The 19,978-nt window shown below is 67.5% G+C and carries 17 protein-coding genes and 1 other RNA gene; 3 read left to right on the top strand and 15 right to left on the bottom strand.

Annotation, left to right across the window (positions count from 1 at the left end):
• Positions 1-15: 15 nt before the first annotated feature.
• Genes Taqua_RS09565 through Taqua_RS09555 form a run of 3 tightly spaced genes read right to left on the bottom strand, consistent with a single transcriptional unit; the run spans position 16 to position 5,780 of the window.
• Positions 16-1,476 (bottom strand): efflux transporter outer membrane subunit, encoded by a 1,461-nt coding sequence (locus Taqua_RS09565; protein WP_144326452.1) that lies wholly within the window; start codon positions 1,474-1,476, stop codon positions 16-18.
• On the bottom strand, positions 1,473-4,619 hold the full coding sequence (locus tag Taqua_RS09560; RefSeq protein ID WP_144326451.1) for an efflux RND transporter permease subunit: 3,147 nt from the start codon (positions 4,617-4,619) through the stop codon (positions 1,473-1,475). The genes Taqua_RS09565 and Taqua_RS09560 overlap by 4 nt, the downstream gene beginning before the upstream one ends.
• Before the next feature lie 9 nt (positions 4,620-4,628).
• Positions 4,629-5,780: an efflux RND transporter periplasmic adaptor subunit gene (locus Taqua_RS09555; protein WP_281287778.1), complete on the bottom strand. Its 1,152-nt coding sequence runs from the start codon at positions 5,778-5,780 to the stop codon at positions 4,629-4,631.
• Between the two features lie 148 nt (positions 5,781-5,928).
• On the opposite strand from Taqua_RS09555, the gene Taqua_RS09550 reads away from it, so the two are divergent.
• Complete coding sequence (locus Taqua_RS09550; RefSeq protein ID WP_144326449.1) at positions 5,929-6,543, top strand: TetR family transcriptional regulator; 615 nt, start codon at positions 5,929-5,931, stop codon at positions 6,541-6,543.
• 241 nt (positions 6,544-6,784) lie between these two features.
• Here the strand turns inward: Taqua_RS09550 and rnpB are convergent.
• An RNA gene (gene rnpB / locus Taqua_RS09545) (RNase P RNA component class A) lies at positions 6,785-7,121 on the bottom strand.
• 138 nt (positions 7,122-7,259) lie between these two features.
• Between rnpB and Taqua_RS09540 the strand changes: the two genes are divergently transcribed.
• A complete protein-coding gene (locus Taqua_RS09540) occupies positions 7,260-9,122 on the top strand; it encodes an NAD(P)/FAD-dependent oxidoreductase (protein ID WP_144326448.1) in 1,863 nt (620 codons plus the stop codon).
• Between the two features lie 8 nt (positions 9,123-9,130).
• Here the strand turns inward: Taqua_RS09540 and Taqua_RS09535 are convergent, their stop codons facing one another.
• The 5 genes from Taqua_RS09535 to pyrC form a co-directional block, all read right to left on the bottom strand.
• The gene (locus Taqua_RS09535) at positions 9,131-9,376 is read right to left on the bottom strand and encodes a toxin-antitoxin system HicB family antitoxin (protein ID WP_144326447.1); all 246 of its coding nucleotides are present in this window, start codon (positions 9,374-9,376) and stop codon (positions 9,131-9,133) included.
• 3 nt (positions 9,377-9,379) lie between these two features.
• Positions 9,380-9,628 (bottom strand): PIN domain-containing protein, encoded by a 249-nt coding sequence (locus tag Taqua_RS09530; RefSeq protein ID WP_144326446.1) that lies wholly within the window; start codon positions 9,626-9,628, stop codon positions 9,380-9,382.
• A complete protein-coding gene (htpX, locus tag Taqua_RS09525; RefSeq protein WP_144326445.1) occupies positions 9,625-10,494 on the bottom strand; it encodes a protease HtpX in 870 nt (289 codons plus the stop codon). The genes Taqua_RS09530 and htpX overlap by 4 nt, the downstream gene beginning before the upstream one ends.
• Before the next feature lie 122 nt (positions 10,495-10,616).
• Positions 10,617-11,477, bottom strand: a complete 861-nt coding sequence (locus Taqua_RS09520) for an endonuclease/exonuclease/phosphatase family protein (RefSeq protein WP_144326444.1) — start codon at positions 11,475-11,477, stop codon at positions 10,617-10,619.
• 53 nt (positions 11,478-11,530) lie between these two features.
• Positions 11,531-12,580 carry a dihydroorotase gene (gene pyrC, locus Taqua_RS09515; protein WP_144326461.1) on the bottom strand — a complete coding sequence of 350 codons (1,050 nt, stop codon included), beginning with the start codon at positions 12,578-12,580 and terminating at the stop codon, positions 11,531-11,533.
• Between the two features lie 95 nt (positions 12,581-12,675).
• Here pyrC and Taqua_RS09510 point away from each other — a divergent pair, with 95 nt between their 5' ends.
• The gene (locus tag Taqua_RS09510; RefSeq protein ID WP_144326443.1) at positions 12,676-13,728 is read left to right on the top strand and encodes a sulfurtransferase; all 1,053 of its coding nucleotides are present in this window, start codon (positions 12,676-12,678) and stop codon (positions 13,726-13,728) included.
• 102 nt (positions 13,729-13,830) lie between these two features.
• Here the strand turns inward: Taqua_RS09510 and Taqua_RS09505 are convergent, their stop codons facing one another.
• From Taqua_RS09505 to Taqua_RS09480, 6 genes are all read right to left on the bottom strand, one after another.
• On the bottom strand, positions 13,831-14,568 hold the full coding sequence (locus Taqua_RS09505; protein WP_144326460.1) for an amino acid ABC transporter ATP-binding protein: 738 nt from the start codon (positions 14,566-14,568) through the stop codon (positions 13,831-13,833).
• A gap of 53 nt (positions 14,569-14,621) precedes the next feature.
• Positions 14,622-15,293 (bottom strand): amino acid ABC transporter permease, encoded by a 672-nt coding sequence (locus Taqua_RS09500; protein ID WP_144326442.1) that lies wholly within the window; start codon positions 15,291-15,293, stop codon positions 14,622-14,624.
• Positions 15,294-15,295: 2 nt separating this feature from the next.
• Positions 15,296-16,054 (bottom strand): amino acid ABC transporter permease, encoded by a 759-nt coding sequence (locus tag Taqua_RS09495; RefSeq protein ID WP_144326441.1) that lies wholly within the window; start codon positions 16,052-16,054, stop codon positions 15,296-15,298.
• A gap of 90 nt (positions 16,055-16,144) precedes the next feature.
• Positions 16,145-17,047, bottom strand: a complete 903-nt coding sequence (locus Taqua_RS09490; RefSeq protein WP_144326440.1) for an amino acid ABC transporter substrate-binding protein — start codon at positions 17,045-17,047, stop codon at positions 16,145-16,147.
• 73 nt (positions 17,048-17,120) lie between these two features.
• Positions 17,121-18,062 (bottom strand): LysR substrate-binding domain-containing protein, encoded by a 942-nt coding sequence (locus Taqua_RS09485; protein WP_144326439.1) that lies wholly within the window; start codon positions 18,060-18,062, stop codon positions 17,121-17,123.
• Between the two features lie 36 nt (positions 18,063-18,098).
• Positions 18,099-19,967: an ABCB family ABC transporter ATP-binding protein/permease gene (locus tag Taqua_RS09480; protein ID WP_144326438.1), complete on the bottom strand. Its 1,869-nt coding sequence runs from the start codon at positions 19,965-19,967 to the stop codon at positions 18,099-18,101.
• Between the last annotated feature and the right edge of the window lie 11 nt (positions 19,968-19,978).

Here is a 19,978-nt window from a genome sequence, read left to right as displayed (position 1 = left end):
CTTTGTTTGCACGCGTCATGGACCAGGCGTCTGTGGGCCCGTCCCTGACGCCGCCTGGGCAGACCGCTGAGCGTCCTGCCACCCCCCGCCCAGCGCCTTGAACAACTCCACCGTGGCGGCCAATTGGGCGCGGCGGTTGTCCAGCACCTGCAACTGCGCCGCATTGGCGCTGCGCTGGGCCTCCAGCAGCTCCAGGTAGGGCGAGTAGCCGGCCTCGTAACGCTGCTGGGCGATGCGCAGGGCCTGCTCACTGGCTTGGGCGGCGCGCTGCACATCGGCCTGCGCGGCACGGGCCGCTTCGAGGTTGGTCAGGGCATCGCCCACGTCGCGAAACGCCGCTTGCACCGCCCCCTGGTAGGCCGCCAGGGCTTCGCGCTGGCGGGCTTGGGCTTGCTCGGTTTGGGCACGACGCCGCCCAGCGTCGAACATCGGCAGATCCACGCTCAGCCCCAGGGTGCCGATGCGCGCACCGCTTTTGAGCAAGTCGGACAATTCGGCACTTTGTCCGCCCAACAACCCGGTCAGCGAAATGCTGGGGTACATGGCCGCGCGCGCCACACCGATTTGCGCATTGGCCGCCGCCAGCAGCGCCTCGGCCTGCCGCACATCGGGTCGGCGCTCCAGCAGCGTCGAGGGCAGCCCCGCCGGCGGCACCGGGGGCACCGGCAAATCGCGCACCGCCCCCGCGGCCAACTGCAGCTGTGGCTGGCCACTCAACAGCGCCAGCTGCGAGCGCGCCAGTTCCCGCTGGCGTTGCAGCTCGCGCAATTGCACGGCCGCTTGCGCCCGCTCGGCCTCGGCCTGCTCGACATCCAGGCTGGCCGCCGCGCCGGCTTGCAAGCGCACACGCAACAAGCGCAGGCTCTCCTCGCGCGAGGCCAGGGTCTGCTGGCTCAGAGCGATTTGCTCATCGAGCATGCGCAAGCTGAAATAGCTCTGCGCCAGCAAGCCGCTGACCGTTTGCCACACCACCTCACGGGCGTAGTCGGTGGCCAGCGCTTGGGCGCGGGCCGCCTCCGAGGCGCGGCGCAAGCGGCCCCAAAAGTCGATCTCGAAGTCCGTGGTGGCGGCCAGCTGGAAGGTGCTGAAGGTGGCCCCATTGCCGGTGGCCGACAGTTCGCTGGTGCGCTGCCGCGCGGCGCTGCCACTCAAGCCCAGCGAAGGCCAGCGCAACGCGTCGGCCTCGCGCAGCACGGCTTCGGCCTGCTCCACACGCGCCACCGCCGCCTGCACATCGGTGTTGTGGCGCCGCGCCGCCTCCATCAGCTCGTTGAGCGTGGCGTCCCCAAACAAGGTCCACCACGTGGCCGTTACCTGCGGCGCATCGCTGGCCGGCACAGGTACCGCATACTGCGCCGGCAGATTCACCGCCGGGCGTTCATAGTCCGGCCCCACGGCCGCACAAGCGCTGAGCAAGGCCGCTGCCAGCAGCGGCAGGCTGCGCGCAGGCCAAGACGGGTTGCAGCGGATGTTCATACGGGCACCTCCTCGGTCGAGCCAGGCGCGTGGTTGTGCTGTGGCCGCGGCTTGCGGGCCAACAAGGTGAAAAACAAGGGGATGAACATGGGGGCGATGAAGGTGGCCACCAGCATGCCACCGAACACGCCCGTGCCCATCGACTGGCGCGCCGCCGCACCGGCGCCGGTGGCGATCATCAGCGGCACCACACCCAGACCGAACGCCAGCGAGGTCATCACGATCGGGCGGAAACGCAGCCGCGCCGCCTCGAGCGCGGCGGCCACCGCCGACAAGCCGCGCTCCATGCCCTGCATGGCGAACTCGGCGATCAAGATGGCATTCTTGGCCGCCAGGCCGATCAGCACCACCAGGCCGATCTGGAAGTAGATGTCGTTTTCCAAGCCCCGCAGGAACACCAACAACAACGCGCCGGTGACGGCAAAGGGCACAGCCAGCATCACCGCCATCGGCACACCCCAGCGCTCGTACAGCGCCGCCAGAATCAAGTACACCATGATCAGCGCAAAGCCAAAGGCAAACACCGAGGCGCTGCCGGTGCGCTTTTCTTGGAAGGCCTGCCCGGTCCACTCGATCGAGTAGCCCGCTGGCAGATGCTCGCGCGCCACTTGCTCCACCGCGGCGATGGCCTCACCGGAGCTGTGGCCCGGCGCGGCGCTGCCGAAGATCTTGGCGGCGATGTAGCCGTTGTAGCGCTCGACCTGCTCGGGCCCGACGATGTCACTGACGCGGATCAGCACCTTCAGCGGGATCATCTGACCGCTCGTTTGCGAGCGCACATACAGCCGGCCCAGGTCCTCGGGCTTGGCGCGGAAAGGCGCATCGGCTTGCATCGTGACACGGTAGGTACGGCCTTGGCGGTTGAAGTCATTGACGTAGTACGACCCCATCTGCGCCTGCAGCGCCGCGAACACCTCGCTGACCGGCACCCCCAGCGCCAGGGCCTTTTCACGATCGACCTCGACACGCAGCTGCGGCACGGTGGGGCGGTAGAAGGTCTGCAGCCCGGTCAGGGCCGGATGCTGGGACAGCGCGGCGATGAAGTCTTGCGTGACTTGCGCCAGCTTCATCGGATCCGGCTCGGTGCGGCCTTGGACGAACACTTCGAAGCCGCCGGCTTGGCCCAAGCCCAAAATGGCCGGCGGGTTGAACGCAAAGGCAATGCCATCGGGCAGCGCCAAGCCCATGCCCGAGACGGCCTGCGCCAGCTGCTGCGAGCTTTGCTGGCGCTGCTCCCACGGATTCATCGAAATGAAGATGGTGGCCGCATTGGCCTTGGCGCCGCCACCGAGGAAATCGAAGCCGTTGATGGCGAAGAAATTTTGAATGGCCGGGTTGTCAGCATTCATCTGGCGCAGCTGCTCGGTGGTGCGCTCGGTGCGCGCCAGCGTCGCTCCATCGGGCAAGACCGCCGAGGCGATGATGGAGCCTTGGTCCTCATCGGGCACGAAACTGCCTGGCACGGTGGCCAGCAACCAGCCTGCGCCCCCCAGCATCAGTGCAAAGGCCACCAGGGCGGCCGCGCGCCACTTCAGCACGAGCTGCACACCGCCGAGGTAACGCTGCGTCAGCCACTGAAAGCCGCGGTTGAACGGCCCAAACCAGCGCTCCAGGCGGGTGGGGCCGCCATGCTCGTGCGGCTTGAGCAGCAACGCACACAAGGCCGGCGTAAGGGTGAGCGCCACCACACCGGACAACACCACCGAGATGGCCACCGTGACCGCGAACTGCCGGTACAACTGCCCGGCGATGCCGCCCATGAAGGCCACCGGGATGAAGACCGCGCACAGCACCAGCACGATGCCCACCACCGCGCCAGAGACTTCACGCATGGCCTCGATGGCGGCCGCAAAGGGGCTCATCTTCTCTTCGCGCATCAGGCGCTCGACGTTTTCGATCACGATGATGGCGTCGTCCACCACGATGCCGATGGCCAGCACCATGGCAAACAACGTCAGCGTGTTGATCGAAAAGCCCAGCAGCCACAGCCCCGCGAAGGTGCCGATGAGCGACACCGGCACGGCCAGCATCGGGATCAAGGTGGCGCGCCAGGTTTGCAAAAACACGAACACCACCACCAACACGATCAGCGCGGCCTCGATCACCGTCTTGGCCACCTCGCCGATGGAGGCCGACACGAACAGCGTCGTGTCGTACGGAATGACGTAGTCCACATCCTCGGGGAAACGCTCGCGCTTGAGCTGCACCATCTTGGCCTTGACGGCGTCGCCCACATCCAGCGCATTGGCGCCGGATTGCAAGAACACCCCGATGGCGATCGAGGGCTTGCCATCGACGTAGCTGGATTGGTCGTAGCTTTGCGCGCCCATCTCCACGCGAGCCACGTCGCGCAGGCGCAGCACGCCACTGGGACCACTGGCGCGCAAAACGATGTCGCCGAACTCCTCCGGCCGCAGCAGCCGGCCCCGCGCGGTGACGGTGTAGACGAGCTCTTGACCCGCCGGCGCCGGCTGCGCGCCGATCTTGCCGGCCGCGTATTGCGCGTTTTGCGCGCTGATGGCTGCGGCCACATCGGCCGGCGTCACCCCCAGCTGCGCCATGCGGTCGGGGTTGAGCCAAATGCGCATCGAGTAGTCACGCGCACCGAAGACCTGCACATCGGCCGCGCCGGGGATGCGCTTGAGCTCATCCAGGATGTTGAGCGTGGCGTAGTTGGACAGGAACAACTCGTCGTGCGTGCCTTTGGGGGAATTCAGCGCGATGACCAACAGGAAGTTGTTGGAGCGCTTGGCCACCACCACGCCATTGCGGCGCACCTCGTCAGGCAGACGTGGCGTGGCCAGCTGCACGCGGTTGTTGACGTTGAAGGTGGCCTTGTCGATGTCGGTGCCCACCTCGAAGGTCGCGGTGATCTCCACCGTCCCGTTGGACGAGGCGCTGGAGCTGAAGTACTGCAAGCCTTCGATGCCCGAGAGTTGCTCCTCGATCGGCGCAGCCACCGTGGTGGCCAGCGTTTCGGCCGAAGCCCCCGGGTACGAGGCGGAGATGGTCACCGTCGGCGGGACGATCTCGGGGTACTGCGCGATCGGCAGGACCCGCATCGACACCAGGCCGGCCAGCACGATGACGATGGACAACACGGCCGCAAAGATCGGCCGCTCGATGAAAAAGCGTGAGTTCATACTCCCCCCTCACTGGCTGGCCGCCGAAGCCGCCGGGGCCGTCGCCGCGGCCTGCACCGTCACCGGCGCGCCCGGGCGCAGCTTCATCAGGTTGTTCAGAATGACTTGGTCACCGGCCTTCAAGCCACCGGTCACCACCCAATCGCTGCCGTGCCAGCCGCCGGTTTGGATGGGCGCGAGCTGCGCCTGCCCCTCGCGCACGACCCACACCATGCGGCCTTGCTCGTTTTGCATCACGGCCGATTGCGGCACCAAAAAGCCGCGCACCCGGCCCAACTCCACGTGCGCCTTGACGAACTGCCCCGGCAACACCCGCTGCTGCGGATTGGCAAACTCGGCGCGCAAGGGCACCGTGCCCAAGCTCACATCCACCGTGGAGCCCGCGAAGTTGAGCTTGCCCGGCCCCAACAGCGGCGCACCCTGGGCATCGGTCAGCCGCACCTGCGTGCCGCCGCTTTGGCGCAAACGGGCCACCTCGGCTTCCGACAGGGCAAAGCGCACCCAGATCGGATCGACCTGCGTGATGGTGGTCAGCAAGCTGTCGGTGCTGGGGTTGACCAACGCCCCTTCAGACTTCAACGACCGGCCACTGATGCCCGCGATCGGCGCGGTCACCGTGGTGTAGGACAGATTCAGCTCGGCCTCGCGCACCTGGGCCTGCGCCAGGGCCACGGCCGCCTGGGCCAGCTGCAGCGTCGATTGGGCGCTGTCGGCCTCACGCTGACTGACCGCGCGCGACTCGGCCAGTGGACGCAGCCGCTCGTACTCGCGCCGCGCCTGCTCCAGCTGCGCCTGCTGCTGCGCCAACTGGGCACGCGCCTGTTGCAGCGCGATCTCGAAGGGCGCACGCTCGATCTGGTACAGCACCGCGCCGGCACGCACCGGCTGGCCTTCCTGGTAACGCTGGCGCTCGATCAGGCCGGTCACCCGCGCGCGCACTTCCACTTGCTTGGAGCCCTCGGCCTGCCCCACCACCTCCAGCGTCAGCGGCAAGTCTTGCTCTTGCACCTCCTTGATCTGTACGGGCAGCGCCGGTGCAGCTCCAGCCGTTGCACTTTCAACGGCACCCTCCGGCCCCTTACAGGCCACCAGCAGGGTGGCCGAAAATACCACACAGCACAACCTCCCCAGATCACCCCATACACAAGCTCGGCTTAGCATCATGAACGTATGCCCCTATGAATCATTGGCCCTCAAAGATCGCCCGACACGGAGGTGGGCCCCATGTGTTGGACGAGCTGCTTTAGGCGGTCAAGTATACTGCGCATACATTCATGTCTGTATGTAAAGGCGTGCTGCCCTATCCCCTATGGTTAAGCGAACGAAAGAGGAGGCCGCCCAGACCCGGGCGCAGCTGCTTGCCGCTGCGCAGCACTGCTTCCATACCCATGGTGTGTCGGCGACCACACTGGAGCTGATCGCCCGCACAGCGGGCGTGACTCGTGGTGCTGTGTATTGGCACTTTTCAGACAAACGACAAATCCTTCAGGCTCTGTGCGACGAGGTAACCTCGCCATTTATTGAGCAGCTGGACACCACACTACTGGCTGAAACGAACACGGACCCGATGGTGCGGGTGTACAATTTTCTGCTAGGGCTTGCCGAAACGCTTACCAATCCTCGGCTCAGAGGGGTACTCGAGATCATGGAGTTTAAGTGCGAGTTCGCCGGGGAGCGGGCCGAGGATTTAAAAGAATGGGTAACGTACAGCGAGGAACTTATCAGCAAGCTGGAACAGGTGTATACCCAGGCTCGGCAAACGGGCAGCCTCCGGCAGGACATCGCGCCACAGCAGGCCGCCGTGGCTACCAAATGCTTTCTTAATGGATTGGTCAGGCTATGCCTGATGGGCCTGCCCACGCTGCAAACCACAGCCCAAATGCAACCCGTGATTGAGGCCTTCGTTCGCGGTCTTTCAGACTGACAAAAAGCGCCTCCGGGGCTGAGGTCAGCGCCATGCAAGGCACAGCAGCGGCGGCTGGACGAAGCCAGCGACCTGGTGGCCAGCTTTGCCGAGCGACAGCGTTTGGTCGACAAAGCCCATGGGGATGCGTTACAAAGTCGGTACGCGCCCGCACCCACCCAAACAACATAATATGCCGTTCACGCTTCGGCGCACCCCGCTTCCAGATGCGGGCCACCGCCACTGGTTGGGCGTGATAGAGGTGTGAAGCCCGCCGGTACGCCGGATTCTGTGCGCGGGGCAAGCCCCGCGTGACCGCCATTCCTCTGGGCCGCCGGTCACCCGAGCGGCTCGATGCCACCTACCCGCCAGCGCGGCCTGCGGGCCACAGGCAGAGGTTGCCCCCAGGCTGGCCTACTTGGTGTTGCTGCGCGTAGAGATTGCCGCGTTTCACCCCGGTCTGAACCGGCTCGTCTCTGTGGCTCTAATCCTCACCTCGCGGTGGAGAGGCGTTACCTCCTACGCTGCCCTGTGCAGTCCGGACGTTCCTCCAGCGCGCCCTTGCGGGCTGGTGCGCCAGCGGCGGTCTGGCGGGCTTCACGTCGACATTATCACCCAAGCCCGCCCAAGCTGCCAGCCACCCAACGGCGCGCACCACGGCCGGCTGCCACAGCACGTAAGATGCGCGCCTGATCCACCCTGAGCTGCCCGATGACCACGGGCCCAGAGGACCCACGATGATCCGCATTGCCGAACTGAAGCTGCCCTTGGACGCGCTGCCGGTGCCCGAGCGCCGCCCTGCTGACGCACCGTCCGAAACCGACGCCGACCGTGCGCCACCCCCGCACCCCGAAGCGGCGCTGCGCGAGCTGGCTGCCCAGACCCTGGGGGTAGCCGGCGACGCCATCGCCACGCTGCACGTACACAAGCGCGCCTTCGATGCCCGTGGCGCCCAGGTGCGCGCCGTGTACATCGTGGACGTGGCGCTGGCCGACCCCGCGCAGGAAGCCGCCGCGCTGCAACGCCTGCGCGGCCTCCCGCACGTGCAGCCCACGCCCGACATGACCTGGCGACCCCCGGCCGTCGCCCCGGCCGGATGGGCCGAACGCAGTCCCGTGCGGCCGGTGGTGGTGGGCTTTGGGCCGTGCGGCATCTTTGCCGCGCTGACGTTGGCCGAAATGGGGCTGCGCCCCATTGTGCTGGAGCGCGGCCGCCCGGTGCGGCGCCGCACGCAGGACACCTGGGGGCTGTGGCGGCGGCGCGTGCTCAACCCCGAGTCCAACGTGCAGTTTGGCGAAGGCGGCGCGGGGTTGTTTTCCGATGGCAAGCTGTACAGCCAGGTCAAGGACCCGCGTCACCTTGGGCGGCGGGTGCTGCAGGCCTTCGTGGCGGCGGGCGCCCCGCCCGAGATCCTGTACGAAGCCCACCCGCACATCGGCACCTTCAAGCTGGTCAAGGTGGTGCAGGGCTTGCGCGCACGCATCGAGGCGCTGGGGGGCGAGGTGCGCTTCGAACAGCGCGTCGAGGCGCTGCTGCTGCACGAGAACGCCGACGGCCGGCGGCGGCTGCGCGCGCTGCGGGTGCGCGACCTGTCCAGCGACCAGGTGCACGAGCTGCCCGCCACCCACGTGGTGCTGGCGCTGGGCCACAGCGCGCGCGATACCTTCGAGGCCTTGCACGCCGCCGGTGTGGCGATGGAGGCCAAGCCGTTTTCGGTGGGGGTGCGCATCGAACATCCGCAAAGCCTGATCGACCGCGCACGCTGGGGGCGCCACGCGGGTCACCCGTTGCTGGGCGCCGCCGCGTACAAACTGGTGCACCATGCGGGCAACGGTCGCGGCGTGTATAGCTTTTGCATGTGCCCGGGCGGCACCGTCGTGGCGGCCACCAGCGAGCCCGAGCGGGTGGTCACCAACGGCATGAGCCAGTATTCCCGTGCCGAGCGCAACGCCAACGCCGGGTTGGTGGTGGGGTTGCAGCCGGCCGACTGCGGCGACATTGGTCGTGCCGCTTGGGTCGCCGCCTTCGGCGGCGAGGCCGGCGCACGCTACGCGCACCAAGCCGCGGCGCTGGCCGCGCAGGGCGCGGTCCACCCACTGGCAGGCGTGGTGCTGCAACGACAGTTGGAAAGCGCAGCCTTTGTCGCCGGCGGGCGCAACTACAACGCCCCAGTGCAGCGGGTGCAGGATTTTGTGCTGGACCGCGCCAGCGCCACGCTGGGCGACGTGCAGCCATCGTACAAGCCGGGTGTGACGCCCGCCGACCTGGCGGCCGTGCTGCCACCATGGGCCGTGCAAGCGATGCGCGAGGCTATCCCGGCGTTGGCGCGCCAACTGCCGGGCTTTGACCTGCCCGACGCCGTGCTCACCGGCGTCGAGACGCGCACCTCGTCACCGCTGCGGGTGGCGCGTGGCGTCGACCACCAAAGCCCCAACACCGCCGGGCTGTACCCCGCCGGCGAAGGCGCGGGCTACGCCGGCGGCATTTTGTCGGCGGCCGTAGATGGCATCCGCGTCGCCGAGGCCTTGGGCTGCCTCCTGCTGGGCGTCGCCCCCCCGCCACCCGACCGCATCCCGCGCAGCGCGCTGGCGTACGGGTGAGACGGCGCTCACGATCCTGGCAACCGATCAGGCTGCGCTGGCGGCTCGTCAGGGACTGCGTCCAGGTAGCGCTCAAAATCGGCGCGCCGCCCATGCGCCGCTTCGTGCCGCAAAAAATCCAACGTCAACACGCACGCCATTTTCTCAGCGACGGCGCTGGCGACGAATTGATCGATCGAGATGCCTTCGCGCGAGGCCAACTCACTGACTTTAGCGTGCACCGCCGCAGGCAAACGCACCGTGACCGCACCCATCGTTCATGTTCCCTGGCACAAGGCCCAAAACTCGGCTGGTGTGATGGCCTTCACACCCAACCGCTCGGCTCCACGAAAATCGGCGGTGTTGTGGGTCACGATGTACCGGCTGGCTGAGGCCACCGCGCACTCCAACACCATATCGTCATCTGCATCACGGAGGTAAGGACGCCAACGGTAGTGAATGTCCTGCAAATGCGCAATCGACGCAAGGTAGCGCAGATAGGCCAGCGCATCGTCTACCTGTCTCACAGCGCCTGCAACGCGGCGATGCGCTCTTCGATCGGCGGGTGGGTGGCGAACAGCTTGCCCAGGTTACCGGTGATGCCCAGCGCCTGCATGCCCTGCGGCAGCGCGCCCGGCTCCAAGCCGCCCAAGCGGGCCAGCGCGTTGATCATCGGCTGCTTGCGGCCCATCAGCATGGCCGCGCCAGCGTCGGCGCGGAATTCGCGCTGGCGGCTGAACCACGCCACGATGATGGCGGCCAAAAAGCCCAGCACCACTTCCATCACGATGCTGGTGACCATGTAGCCGATGCCGGGGCCGGACTGTTCGCTGTCGCCGCGGCGCAAGAAGCTGTCGACCACGTAGCCGATGACACGGCTGAGGAACACGACGAAGGTGTTCATGACGCCCTGGATCAGGGTCATCGTCACCATGTCGCCGTTGGCGATGTGTGCCACTTCGTGCGCCAGCACCGCTTCGACTTCCTCGCGCGTCATGTTGGCCAACAGGCCTGTCGAGACCCCCACCAGGGCGTCGTTTTTGAACGCACCGGTGGCAAAGGCGTTGGGTTCACCTTCGTAAATGCCGACTTCGGGCATGCCGATGCCGGCTCGGTCGGCTAACTTGCGCACGGTGGCCAGCAGCCAGGCTTCATCGGGCGTGCGCGGCTGGTCGATGATGACCATGCCGGTGCTCCACTTGGCCATGGGCTTGCTCATCAGCAGCGAGATGAATGCGCCGCCAAAGCCGATGATCAGCGAAAACGCCGCCAGCGCCGTGGTGTCGAGGCCGTTGGCGGTCAGGAAGCGATCCACCCCCAGGATGCGGGTGGTGATCAACAACACCGCCATCACGGCGAGGTTGGTCAGAACCAGCAACAGGATACGTTTCATCGGAACTCCGTCGAGGGTGGATACGTTGGATCGATGGCCTAGCTTAAATGGGGACGCACGGGCCTTGGTGCAAGGGGGCCGGCGCACCGGGCCACGCCCAGCATCGCCGGGCGCCACTGGCGTCAGATCGGGTTGGGCGGCGCAAGTTCCATAAGTATCGGCTGGTGGTCGGACAGCGTGGTGTCTTCGTCCACCACCACCCGACGCACCCACGCGCGCAGCCCCGCCGTAACGAAAACGTAATCGCACAGCACAGGGGTGGTGCCGGCCTCGTGCACCCGGAAGGTGGGCGGCTGTGGCCGCCCCGGGTTGGCCGCCACCCACGCGTCCCACCACACGGGTGAGGTGCCCTCCACCAGCGCGCGGTAAGCGGCGTCGTGCGGCGGGGCGTTGAAGTCGCCCATCAACACCGCGTCGACGGCATGGGAGCGGGACTGGAACGGCTGGTCGGGCGGCTCGTCGCCCGCAGCGGGGGGCGCGTTGGCCACCTGCGCCGCCTCCTGCTGCCACGCCACCAGGGCCTGCGCCTGCGCCAGGCGCTGCCGGGCGCTGTAGTACGCCAGGTGCGTGCAGCCCACGCGCAGCGCCCCCCAAGGGGCCAGCACCGTCAACGCGGCCAGCACGCGCGGCATCGACGGCACCGCCGGGTCGGCTGGGTACGGCAGCGGCTGCGGGTGCACCCGCAGCACCGGCAAGCGCGTCGCGATCAGGTTGCCAAAGCGCTGCCGCTGCGCCAGCCCGGGGCGCCAGTCGTCCACCGCCGGCGCGTAAAACACCTCGTAGCCAGGCAGGCAGGCGCGCACCTGCGCCACCTGGTCGGCACAGCCGGCACCGTCCAGACCCGCGCAGTGTTGCGCCACCTCTTGCAAGCCAATCAGATGCGGCTGCTCCCCCCACTGCAGCGCATGGTGCAGCACACGCGCCACGTCGACACGGCCGTCGATGCCGCGAAACCATTGCACGTTCCAAGTCAGGATGCGCATCGACCGCTCCTTTCACCGTGGTGGCAGCACGTCGGCCCCGCCACCGTCCACACTTACGCCTGCAGCCGCCAGCGCAGGGTTTGCCCGGCGCGCAGCGGCTTGACGATGGCCTCGCCCAGCGGGTAGCTGTCGGGCAGTGTCCAGTCTTGGCGCCGCAGCGTCACGCGGGTGGTGTTGACCGGCAGCCCGTAAAACGCCGGGCCGTGCAGGCTGGCAAAACCTTCGAGCTTGTCCAGCGCGCCAGCGGCTTCGAACGCTTCGGCGTACAGCTCCAGCGCCGCTGGCGCGGTGTAGCAGCCAGCGCAGGCGCCGGCGCATTCCTTCAGGTGCGCGGGGTGCGGGGCGCTGTCGGTGCCGAGGAAAAACTTGGCGCTGCCGCTGGTGGCTGCGGCCACCAGCGCGCGGCGGTGTTCCTCGCGCTTGAGCACCGGCAAACAGTAGTAGTGCGGCTGCAGCCCCCCGCTGAAGATGGCGTTGCGGTTGTACAGCAGGTGGTGCGCGGTGATGGTGGCAGCCAAGTTAGGGCCGGCCTCGGCCACGTACTGGGCGGCGTCACGGGTGGTGATGTGCTCCAGCACCACCTTCAGTGCCGGGAAGTCGCGCCGCAACGGCTCCAGCACCCGCTCGATGAACACCGCCTCGCGGTCAAAGACGTCGATGTCGGGGTCGGTCACCTCGCCGTGCACCAACAGCAGCAGGCCGTGGCGCTGCATCGCTTCCAGCGTGCGGTGGGTTTTGCGCAGGTCGGTCACGCCGGCGTCGCTGTTGGTGGTGGCCCCGGCCGGGTACAGCTTGACGGCAACGACGCCCGCGGCCCACGCGCGCTCGATTTCGTCGGGCGGCAGGTTGCCGGTCAGGTACAGCGTCATCAGCGGCTCGAACGCCGCGCCGGGTGGCCGCGCGGCCAGGATGCGCTGGCGGTACGCCTCGGCCTGCGCGGCGGTGGTCAGCGGCGGCTTGAGGTTGGGCATGGCGATGGCCCGCGCAAACTGCGCCGCGGTGTGCGGCACCGTGGTGGCCAGCGCCGCGCCGTCGCGCAGGTGCGTGTGCCAGTCGTCGGGGCGGATCAGGGTCAGGGTGTCGGGCGCGCTCATGGCGCGCATTGTCGCACCGGGCCGCAGGCCTGCGGTCACGCCCGATTGCAACTGCAGCGCACCGTTCATATACGGTGCCCCGTATTGCATCGGGGCGCGTATCGATGAACACCACACCCAAACCTTTTTGGAACCCCTGGCTGGCCGGGGTGGCGCTGGGGGTCACGCTGCTGGCCACGTTCGTGCTGACCGGGCACGGCCTGGGGGCGACGGGCTTCACCACCCGGCTGAGCGCCTGGGCCCAAACCACGCTGCCTGGCCCCGTGGTCAGCACCCAGTGGCTGGCCGACAACCTCAACAACGTGCAGGTGCTGGAGGTGCGCGGCGACGACAAATCGTTCACCGCCAAGCCCGAAATCGTCACCACCAAAGACGGCAAGAAGCAGCTCGAGGAGTTCGGCGGCCACATCCCCGGCTCGCGCTTGTTGCCGAGCAAGCGCATGCGCGTGGAGCGCACCATCGGCGACCTCAAGGTCAAATACCTGCTGCCCGATGCGCCGGCGTTCGAAAAAATCGTGCGTGACGCCGGCATCGACGGCGACAAACCCATTGTGATCGTGCCGACCGGCCAGTCGCTGGCGGAACTCAACGACGCCGCGCGCGCCTACTGGCAGTTCAAGGTGTGGGGCGAAGACAACGTCGCCCTGCTCGACGGCGGCATGGTGGCCTGGCTGCTGGAAGGGCGCCCTTTCAGCACCGAAGCCCCGGCACCTAAGGTTGGCCAGTGGAGCGCCAAAGCCGACCGGCGCGCGCGCTACCTGGCCGAATCGGACGACGTTGCCGCGGCCGCCGGCAAGGGCGTGCAGGTGGTGGATGCCCGCGACGCCGCGCTGTACCACGGCTTGGTCAAGCGCGACTACGTCTACGCCTACGGCCACATTGACGGAGCCAAGTGGCTGGCGCCGGAAACCACCCACCTTGTCAGCGGCGGCGCGGTCAAATTGCTCAAGCCCGAGCAATACCGGCAACTGTTCAAGGTGCAGGGCATCGACCCCGCGCAGCCCCTGATCACCTATTGCAACAGCGGCCACTTGTCGAGCCTGCCGTGGTTCGTGGCCTCGGAGCTGCTGGGCAACACCCAGACGCGGCTGTACGATGGCTCGCTGCACCAGTGGACGCTGGAAAAACGACCGCTGGTCAGCGCCCTGGCGCAGTGATGGCAGGCGCCCCGGCTGGCCGACGCCGCTGGCCAGCCGGGTCCGCCATCCCCCCGAGGTCTGTGGGGGGCGTGGCGTCACGCCAGCCTGCGCGTGACGCCTTCAGTGCGACAGGATCTTGTTGAGGAAGTCCTTCGTGCGCGGCTGGCGCGCCTCGGGGTTGCCGAAAAACTCGTCCTTCGTGCAGTCCTCCAGGATCTTGCCGCCCACGTCCATGAAGATGACGCGGTCGCTGACCTTGCGCGCAAAGCCCATTTCGTGCGTGACGCACATCATCGTCATGCCCTCCTGCGCCAGACTGACCATGACGTCGAGCACCTCACCCACCATCTCGGGGTCCAGTGCCGAGGTTGGTTCGTCGAACAGCATCACGATCGGGTCCATGGCCAGCGCGCGCGCGATGGCCACGCGCTGCTGCTGACCGCCCGACAGCTGGCCCGGGTACTTGTCTTTGTGCGCCAGCAGGCCGACGCGCTCCAGGTATTTGAGGCTGTGCTTTTGCGCGTCGGTGGGGTTGCGCCCCAGCACCTTGACCTGCGCCAGCGTCAGGTTTTCGGTCACCGTCAGGTGCGGAAACAGCTCGAAGTGCTGGAACACCATGCCCACGCGCGCGCGCAGCTTGGGCAGGTTGGTGCGCGGATCGTGCACCGGCTCGCCATTGACCCAAATTTCGCCCTGCTGGATCGGCTCCAGCGCGTTGATGGTTTTGATCAGCGTGGACTTGCCCGAGCCCGACGGCCCGCACACCACCACCACCTCGCCCTTGCGCACACGGGTGGAGCAGTCGTGGAGCACCTGCACCGGCCCGTACCACTTGGACACGTTGTTGAGTTCGATCATCGGTCGTTCCATCACGACATCCTTGGGTGTTCGGTCAAAACGCTGCGCCAGGGTCAGCGGATGATGGCGATGCGCGCATGCAACCGCTTGACCAGCGCCGACAGGCTGTAACAAATGACGAAATAAACGACGGCGGCGGCCAGGTAGGCCTCGATCGGGCGGCCGTGGTTTTTGCCCGCCACCTCAAAGCCCTTGAGCAGGTCGTACGCGCCGATGGCGTACACCAGCGAGGTGTCCTGAAACAGGATGATGGTCTGCGTCAGAAACACCGGCAACATGTTGCGAAACGCCTGCGGCAGGATCACGTAGCGCATGTTTTGCCCGTAGGTCAGCCCCAGCGCCAGGCCCGCGTACACCTGCCCGCGCGGGATGGACTGTATGCCGGCACGCACGATTTCGCTGAAGTACGCCGCCTCGAACGCGATGAAAGTGATCGCCGCCGACAGCTCCGCGCCGATGGGCCGGCCGATGATCAGCGGCACCAACAAAAAGAACCACAGGATCACCATCACCAGCGGGATGCTGCGCATGCCGTTGACATAGACGGTGGCGGGCCACACCAGCCAGGGCCGCCCGGACAGCCGCATCAACGCCAGCAGCGTGCCCAAAGCGATGCCGCCCAGCGTGGCCACCACGGTGAGCATGACGCTGAACTGCAAGCCTTTGGCCACAAAGGGCCCGATGACGTCCCAGCGGTAAAACGACCAGTCGAGGTTGTCCAACATCGTCAGTGCCCCCCTGCCGCACCACCGGCCGCAATGAAGCCCGGCACCCGCACACGCCGCTCGATGAAGGCCATCAGCCGGTTGATCGCAAACGCCGACACCACATAGAGGCCGGTGACGGCCAGGTAGATCTCGATGCCGCGTGCGGTTTCTTCCTGCGCCTGCATGGCGAACATCGTCAGCTCCGTCACCGACACGGCAAACGCCACCGACGAGTTTTTGAACACGTTCATCGCCTCGCTGGTCAGCGGCGGGATGATGATGCGAAACGCCATCGGCAGCAGCACGTAGCGGTAGGCTTGCGCCTGCGTCAGGCCCAGCGCCAGCGCCGCGTTGCGCTGCCCGCGCGGCAGCGACTGGATGCCGGACTTGACCTGCTCGGCGATGCGCGCCGAGGTGAACAGGCCCAACGCCACCACCACCAGCACAAACCCGGGCACGCCTTTGAGCGGTGGCACCAACGCCGGGATCACGTGGTACCAAAGAAAGATTTGCACCAGCAGCGGGATGTTGCGAAACAGCTCCACCCACGCGTTGCCCAGCCGCACCAACCACGGCGCGCCGGGCAGCGTGCGCAGCGTGCCCACCACCGAGCCCACCAGCAGCGCCAGCAACAGCGCCAACAACGACACCGACACTGTCCAGCCCCAGGCCGACAGCATCCAGTCCAGGTACGTGATGTCGCCCCCCTGCCCGAAGCAGCGTGGCTGCACCTCACGCGTGATGGTGTCCTCGCAGAACACCTGCCAGTCCCATTGCATGTGTAGACACTCCGAGGTGACCAAACAAAAGACCCCGACGCGCCGCGGGCGGCGCTCGGGGGGGGCATGCGCGACGCGGGCGTCAGACCGTCACTTGGTCTGGTACGCCTCCATCGGGCGGTCGTTCGGGTTGGCGATGGCGGCCTTGAGCGCCTCGCTCATCGGCATGTTCATGCGCACGCCGTTGGGCGGGGTGGGCTGCATGAACCACTTGTCGTAGATCTTGGCGATCTCGCCGGACTTCATCATCGCGATGATGGAGTCGTCCACGGCCTTCTTGAACGCCGGGTCGTCCTTGCGCAACATGATGGCGATCGGCTCGACGCTGAGCACCTCGCCCACGATCTTGAAGTCGGCCGGGTTCTTGGCGCGCGCGATCAGGCCTGCCAGCAGCGAGCCGTCCATCACAAACGCGTCCGCCCGGCCCGACTCCAGCAGCAGGAAGCTGTCGGCGTGGTCCTTGCCGTAAACCTCCTTGAAGTCCACGCCGGCGGCGCGCTCGTGCTTGCGCAGCGTTTGCACCGAGGTGGTGCCGGTGGTGGTGGCCACCGTCTTGCCGTTGAGGTCCTTGATCGACTGGATGCCCGAGTTGGCCTTGACCGCGATGCGCACTTCCTCGATGAAGGTGGTCACGGCAAACGCCACGTCACGCTGGCGCGCGGTGTTGTTGGTGGTGGAGCCGCACTCGATGTCCACGGTGCCGTTTTGCACCAGCGGGATGCGGTTTTGCGACGTCACCGGCTGGTACTTGATGTCCAGCTTGGCCAGGCCCAGCTGCTTTTGGATGTCGGCCAACACGCGCTGGCAGATTTCGACGTGGTAGCCGGTGTAGCGACCGTCGCCCAGCGTGTACGACAGCACGCCCGACGATTCACGCACACCCATGGTGACCGCGCCGGTGGACTTGATCTTGGCCAGGGTGTCGTTGGCCTGGGCGTGGGCGGTGGTGGCCGCGGCTGCCGTCAGGGCCAGCGCAAGCAAGGTACGTTTCATGCTGCGATCCTTTCTCGGGTTGAGAGCGAAAGTGTGCGCATCTTACCGTTTTCGCACGCGCCGGGTCAGCGTATCAACCCTGCCCCCGCGGGGTTGTGCCGTGGTGCAAACGGTACACGTCGTCCCACAGGCGCTGCGCAGCCGGCTTGAGGCGGTCGCCGCGCGGGCGGTACAGCCGGATGTCAAGCTCGCCGCACCAGCGCGCCGCCTCGTCACCCGCGGCGCTGACGAGCCGGCCATCGGCCAGCGCGGGCTGCACGGCGCTGGTGGGCAAAAAGGCCACGCCATGCCCTTCGATGGCCATGGCCTTGAGGCTTTCGGCCATGTCGGTTTCGTAGATCCGCTCCAGGTGCACGGGTTGGCCTGCTTGGCGCAGCACCCAGTCCACCACCCGCGCCAGGTACGCGCCCGGCGCGTAGGCCAGGTACGGCACCGGCGAGCGCGCTGTCCCGGGCAGGCGCGCCAGCGGTTGGCCGTCGGGCCCTGGGCGGGCAAACGGCGCCACCACTTCCCGCCCCAGCGTCAGCATGTCGTAGCGCTGCGGGTCAAGCTCCAGCGGCTGCGACACGTGGTGGTACGCCAGCAGCAGGTCGCACCCACCCTCGGTGAAGCGCAACACCGCGTCGTGCACGTTGAGCGCCACCAGCTGCGTCTTGACCATGCCCAGGTGCGGGCGCAGCCGCGCCAGCCAGGCCGGAAAAAACGTAAACGCCAGCGTGTGCGGTACGGCAAACGCCACCGTGTCCTTGGCCACGGCGCTGTGCTGGCGCAGCAGCGCGCGCGTGGTGTGCAGTTGCTGCAGCATCTCCAGCGCCTGCGCGTGCAGCGTGCGGCCGGCTTCGGTCAGCCGCGTGGGGTAGGAGCTGCGGTCCACCAGGTCCACCCCGGCCCAGGCTTCCAGCGCCTGGATGCGGCGCGAAAACGCCGGCTGCGTGACGTGGCGCAGCTGCGCCGCCCGGCTGAAGCTGCCGGTTTGCGCCAGCGCCACGAAATCTTCCAACCACTTGGTTTCCATACGATGCGCTTTCGGTTCACAACAGCGGCGCGGCCTTCAGTGGCTGGTGGGCGTGCTTTGCTGCAGCGCCCACAGGCGTGCGTAGTGGCCGCCGGCGGCCAGTAGCGCGGCGTGCGTGCCGCGCTCCACCACGCGCCCGCCGTCGAGCACGACGATTTCGTGCGCATCGACGATGGTGGACAGGCGGTGCGCGATCACCAGCGTCGTGCGCTGCGCCGCCAGGCGGCGCAGCTCGGTCTGGATGGCGCGCTCGTTGGCCGAATCCAGCGCCGACGTGGCTTCGTCCAGCACCAGGATCGGCGGGTTTTTCAGCAACGTGCGCGCAATGGCCACCCGCTGCTTTTCGCCGCCGGACAGCTTGAGGCCGCGCTCGCCGACCACGGTCTGCCAGCCTTGCGGCAGGCTTTCGATGAAGTCCAGGATGTGCGCCGCCCGCGCGGTCTCGCGCACCTCGTCGAAGCTGGCTTCGGGGCGCCCGTAGCGGATGTTGACCTCGATGGTGTCGTTGAACAGCACGGTGTCCTGCGGCACGATGCCGATCGCGCGACGCAGGCTGGCCTGCGTCAGCGTGCGGATATCGTGCCCGTCGATGGTGATGCGCCCGGCAGCGGCGCGGGCCGCTGCATCGTCGCCGGGCAGGCCGACGTCAAAGAAGCGAAACAGCAGCCGCGCCAGCGTGGACTTGCCCGCGCCGGAGGGGCCCACCACCGCCACCGTGCGGCCCGCCGGGATAACCAAGTCCACGCCGTGCAAAATGGGCCGCGCGCGCTCGTAGCCGAAGTGCACGCCCTCGAAGCGCACCTCGGGCGCGCGCGTCAGCCGCAGCTCGCGCGCGTCGGCCGCGTCGGTCACCTCCGGCGTGCGGTCCAGCAGGGCGAACATGCGCCCAAGGTCGGTCAGGCTTTGGCGGATTTCGCGGTACAGCACGCCCAAAAAATTGAGCGGCAGGTACAGCTGGATCATGAAGGCGTTGATCATGACCAGGTCGCCCAGCGTCATGCGGCCGTCGAGCACGCCTTGCGTGGCGCGCCACAGCATCGCCACCAGCGCCAGCGCGATGATCAGCTGCTGCCCGGCGTTGAGCAGCGACAGCGACGCCTGCGTGCGCACGCGCGCGCGGCGCAGCCGCTGCAGGCTCTCGTCGTAGCGGCGCGTTTCCCACGCCTCGTTGTTGAAATATTTGACCGTTTCGTAGTTCAGCAAAGCGTCGATGGCGCGCGCGCTGCTGGCCGACTCGAGCTCGTTCATTTCGCGCCGGATGCCGGTGCGCCACTGGGTGATGCGCACCGTCCACACCACGTACAGCACCAGCGCCGTCAACGTGATGACGACGTAGCCGAGGTCGAACTTGAAGGCCAGCACCGCCAGCACCAGCCCCACCTCGATCAGCGTCGGCACGACGCTGTACAGCGCGTACGACACCAGCGACTGCACGGCGCGCGTGCCGCGCTCGATGTCGCGCGACAGCGCCCCCGTGTGGCGCTCCAGGTGAAAGCGCAGGCTCAGCGCGTGCAGATGTTCAAACACCTGCAGCGCGATGGCGCGCGTGGCGCCTTCGGTGGCGCGCAGCATCACCACCTCGCGCAGCTCGCTCAGCAACGATGCGCACCAGCGCAACGCACCGTAGGCCAGCACCAGCCCCAGCGGCACCAGCACCAGCGTGCTGCCCTGCGTGCCCAGGCCTGGCAGGGGGTTGAGCGCGTCCACCAGCGCCTTCAGCAGCAACGGCACGCCCACCGTGGCCGCCTTGGCCCCCACCATCAGCGCCAGCGCCACACCCACGCGCCAGCGCCACCGCCACAGGTATGGCCACAGGCGGCGCAGGGTGCGGGCGTCTTCGCCCGGCGTGGGTGGGGGGCCCGGTGGGGCCGGCAAGGCACGCGCCGGCAGCGCACGTTCACGCATGGTGCAGGACA

The organism is Tepidimonas aquatica (genome assembly GCF_007556585.1).
GTDB classification, from domain to species: Bacteria; Pseudomonadota; Gammaproteobacteria; order Burkholderiales; family Burkholderiaceae_C; genus Tepidimonas; species Tepidimonas aquatica.
This window is presented reverse-complemented; position numbering and strand designations above follow the sequence as displayed.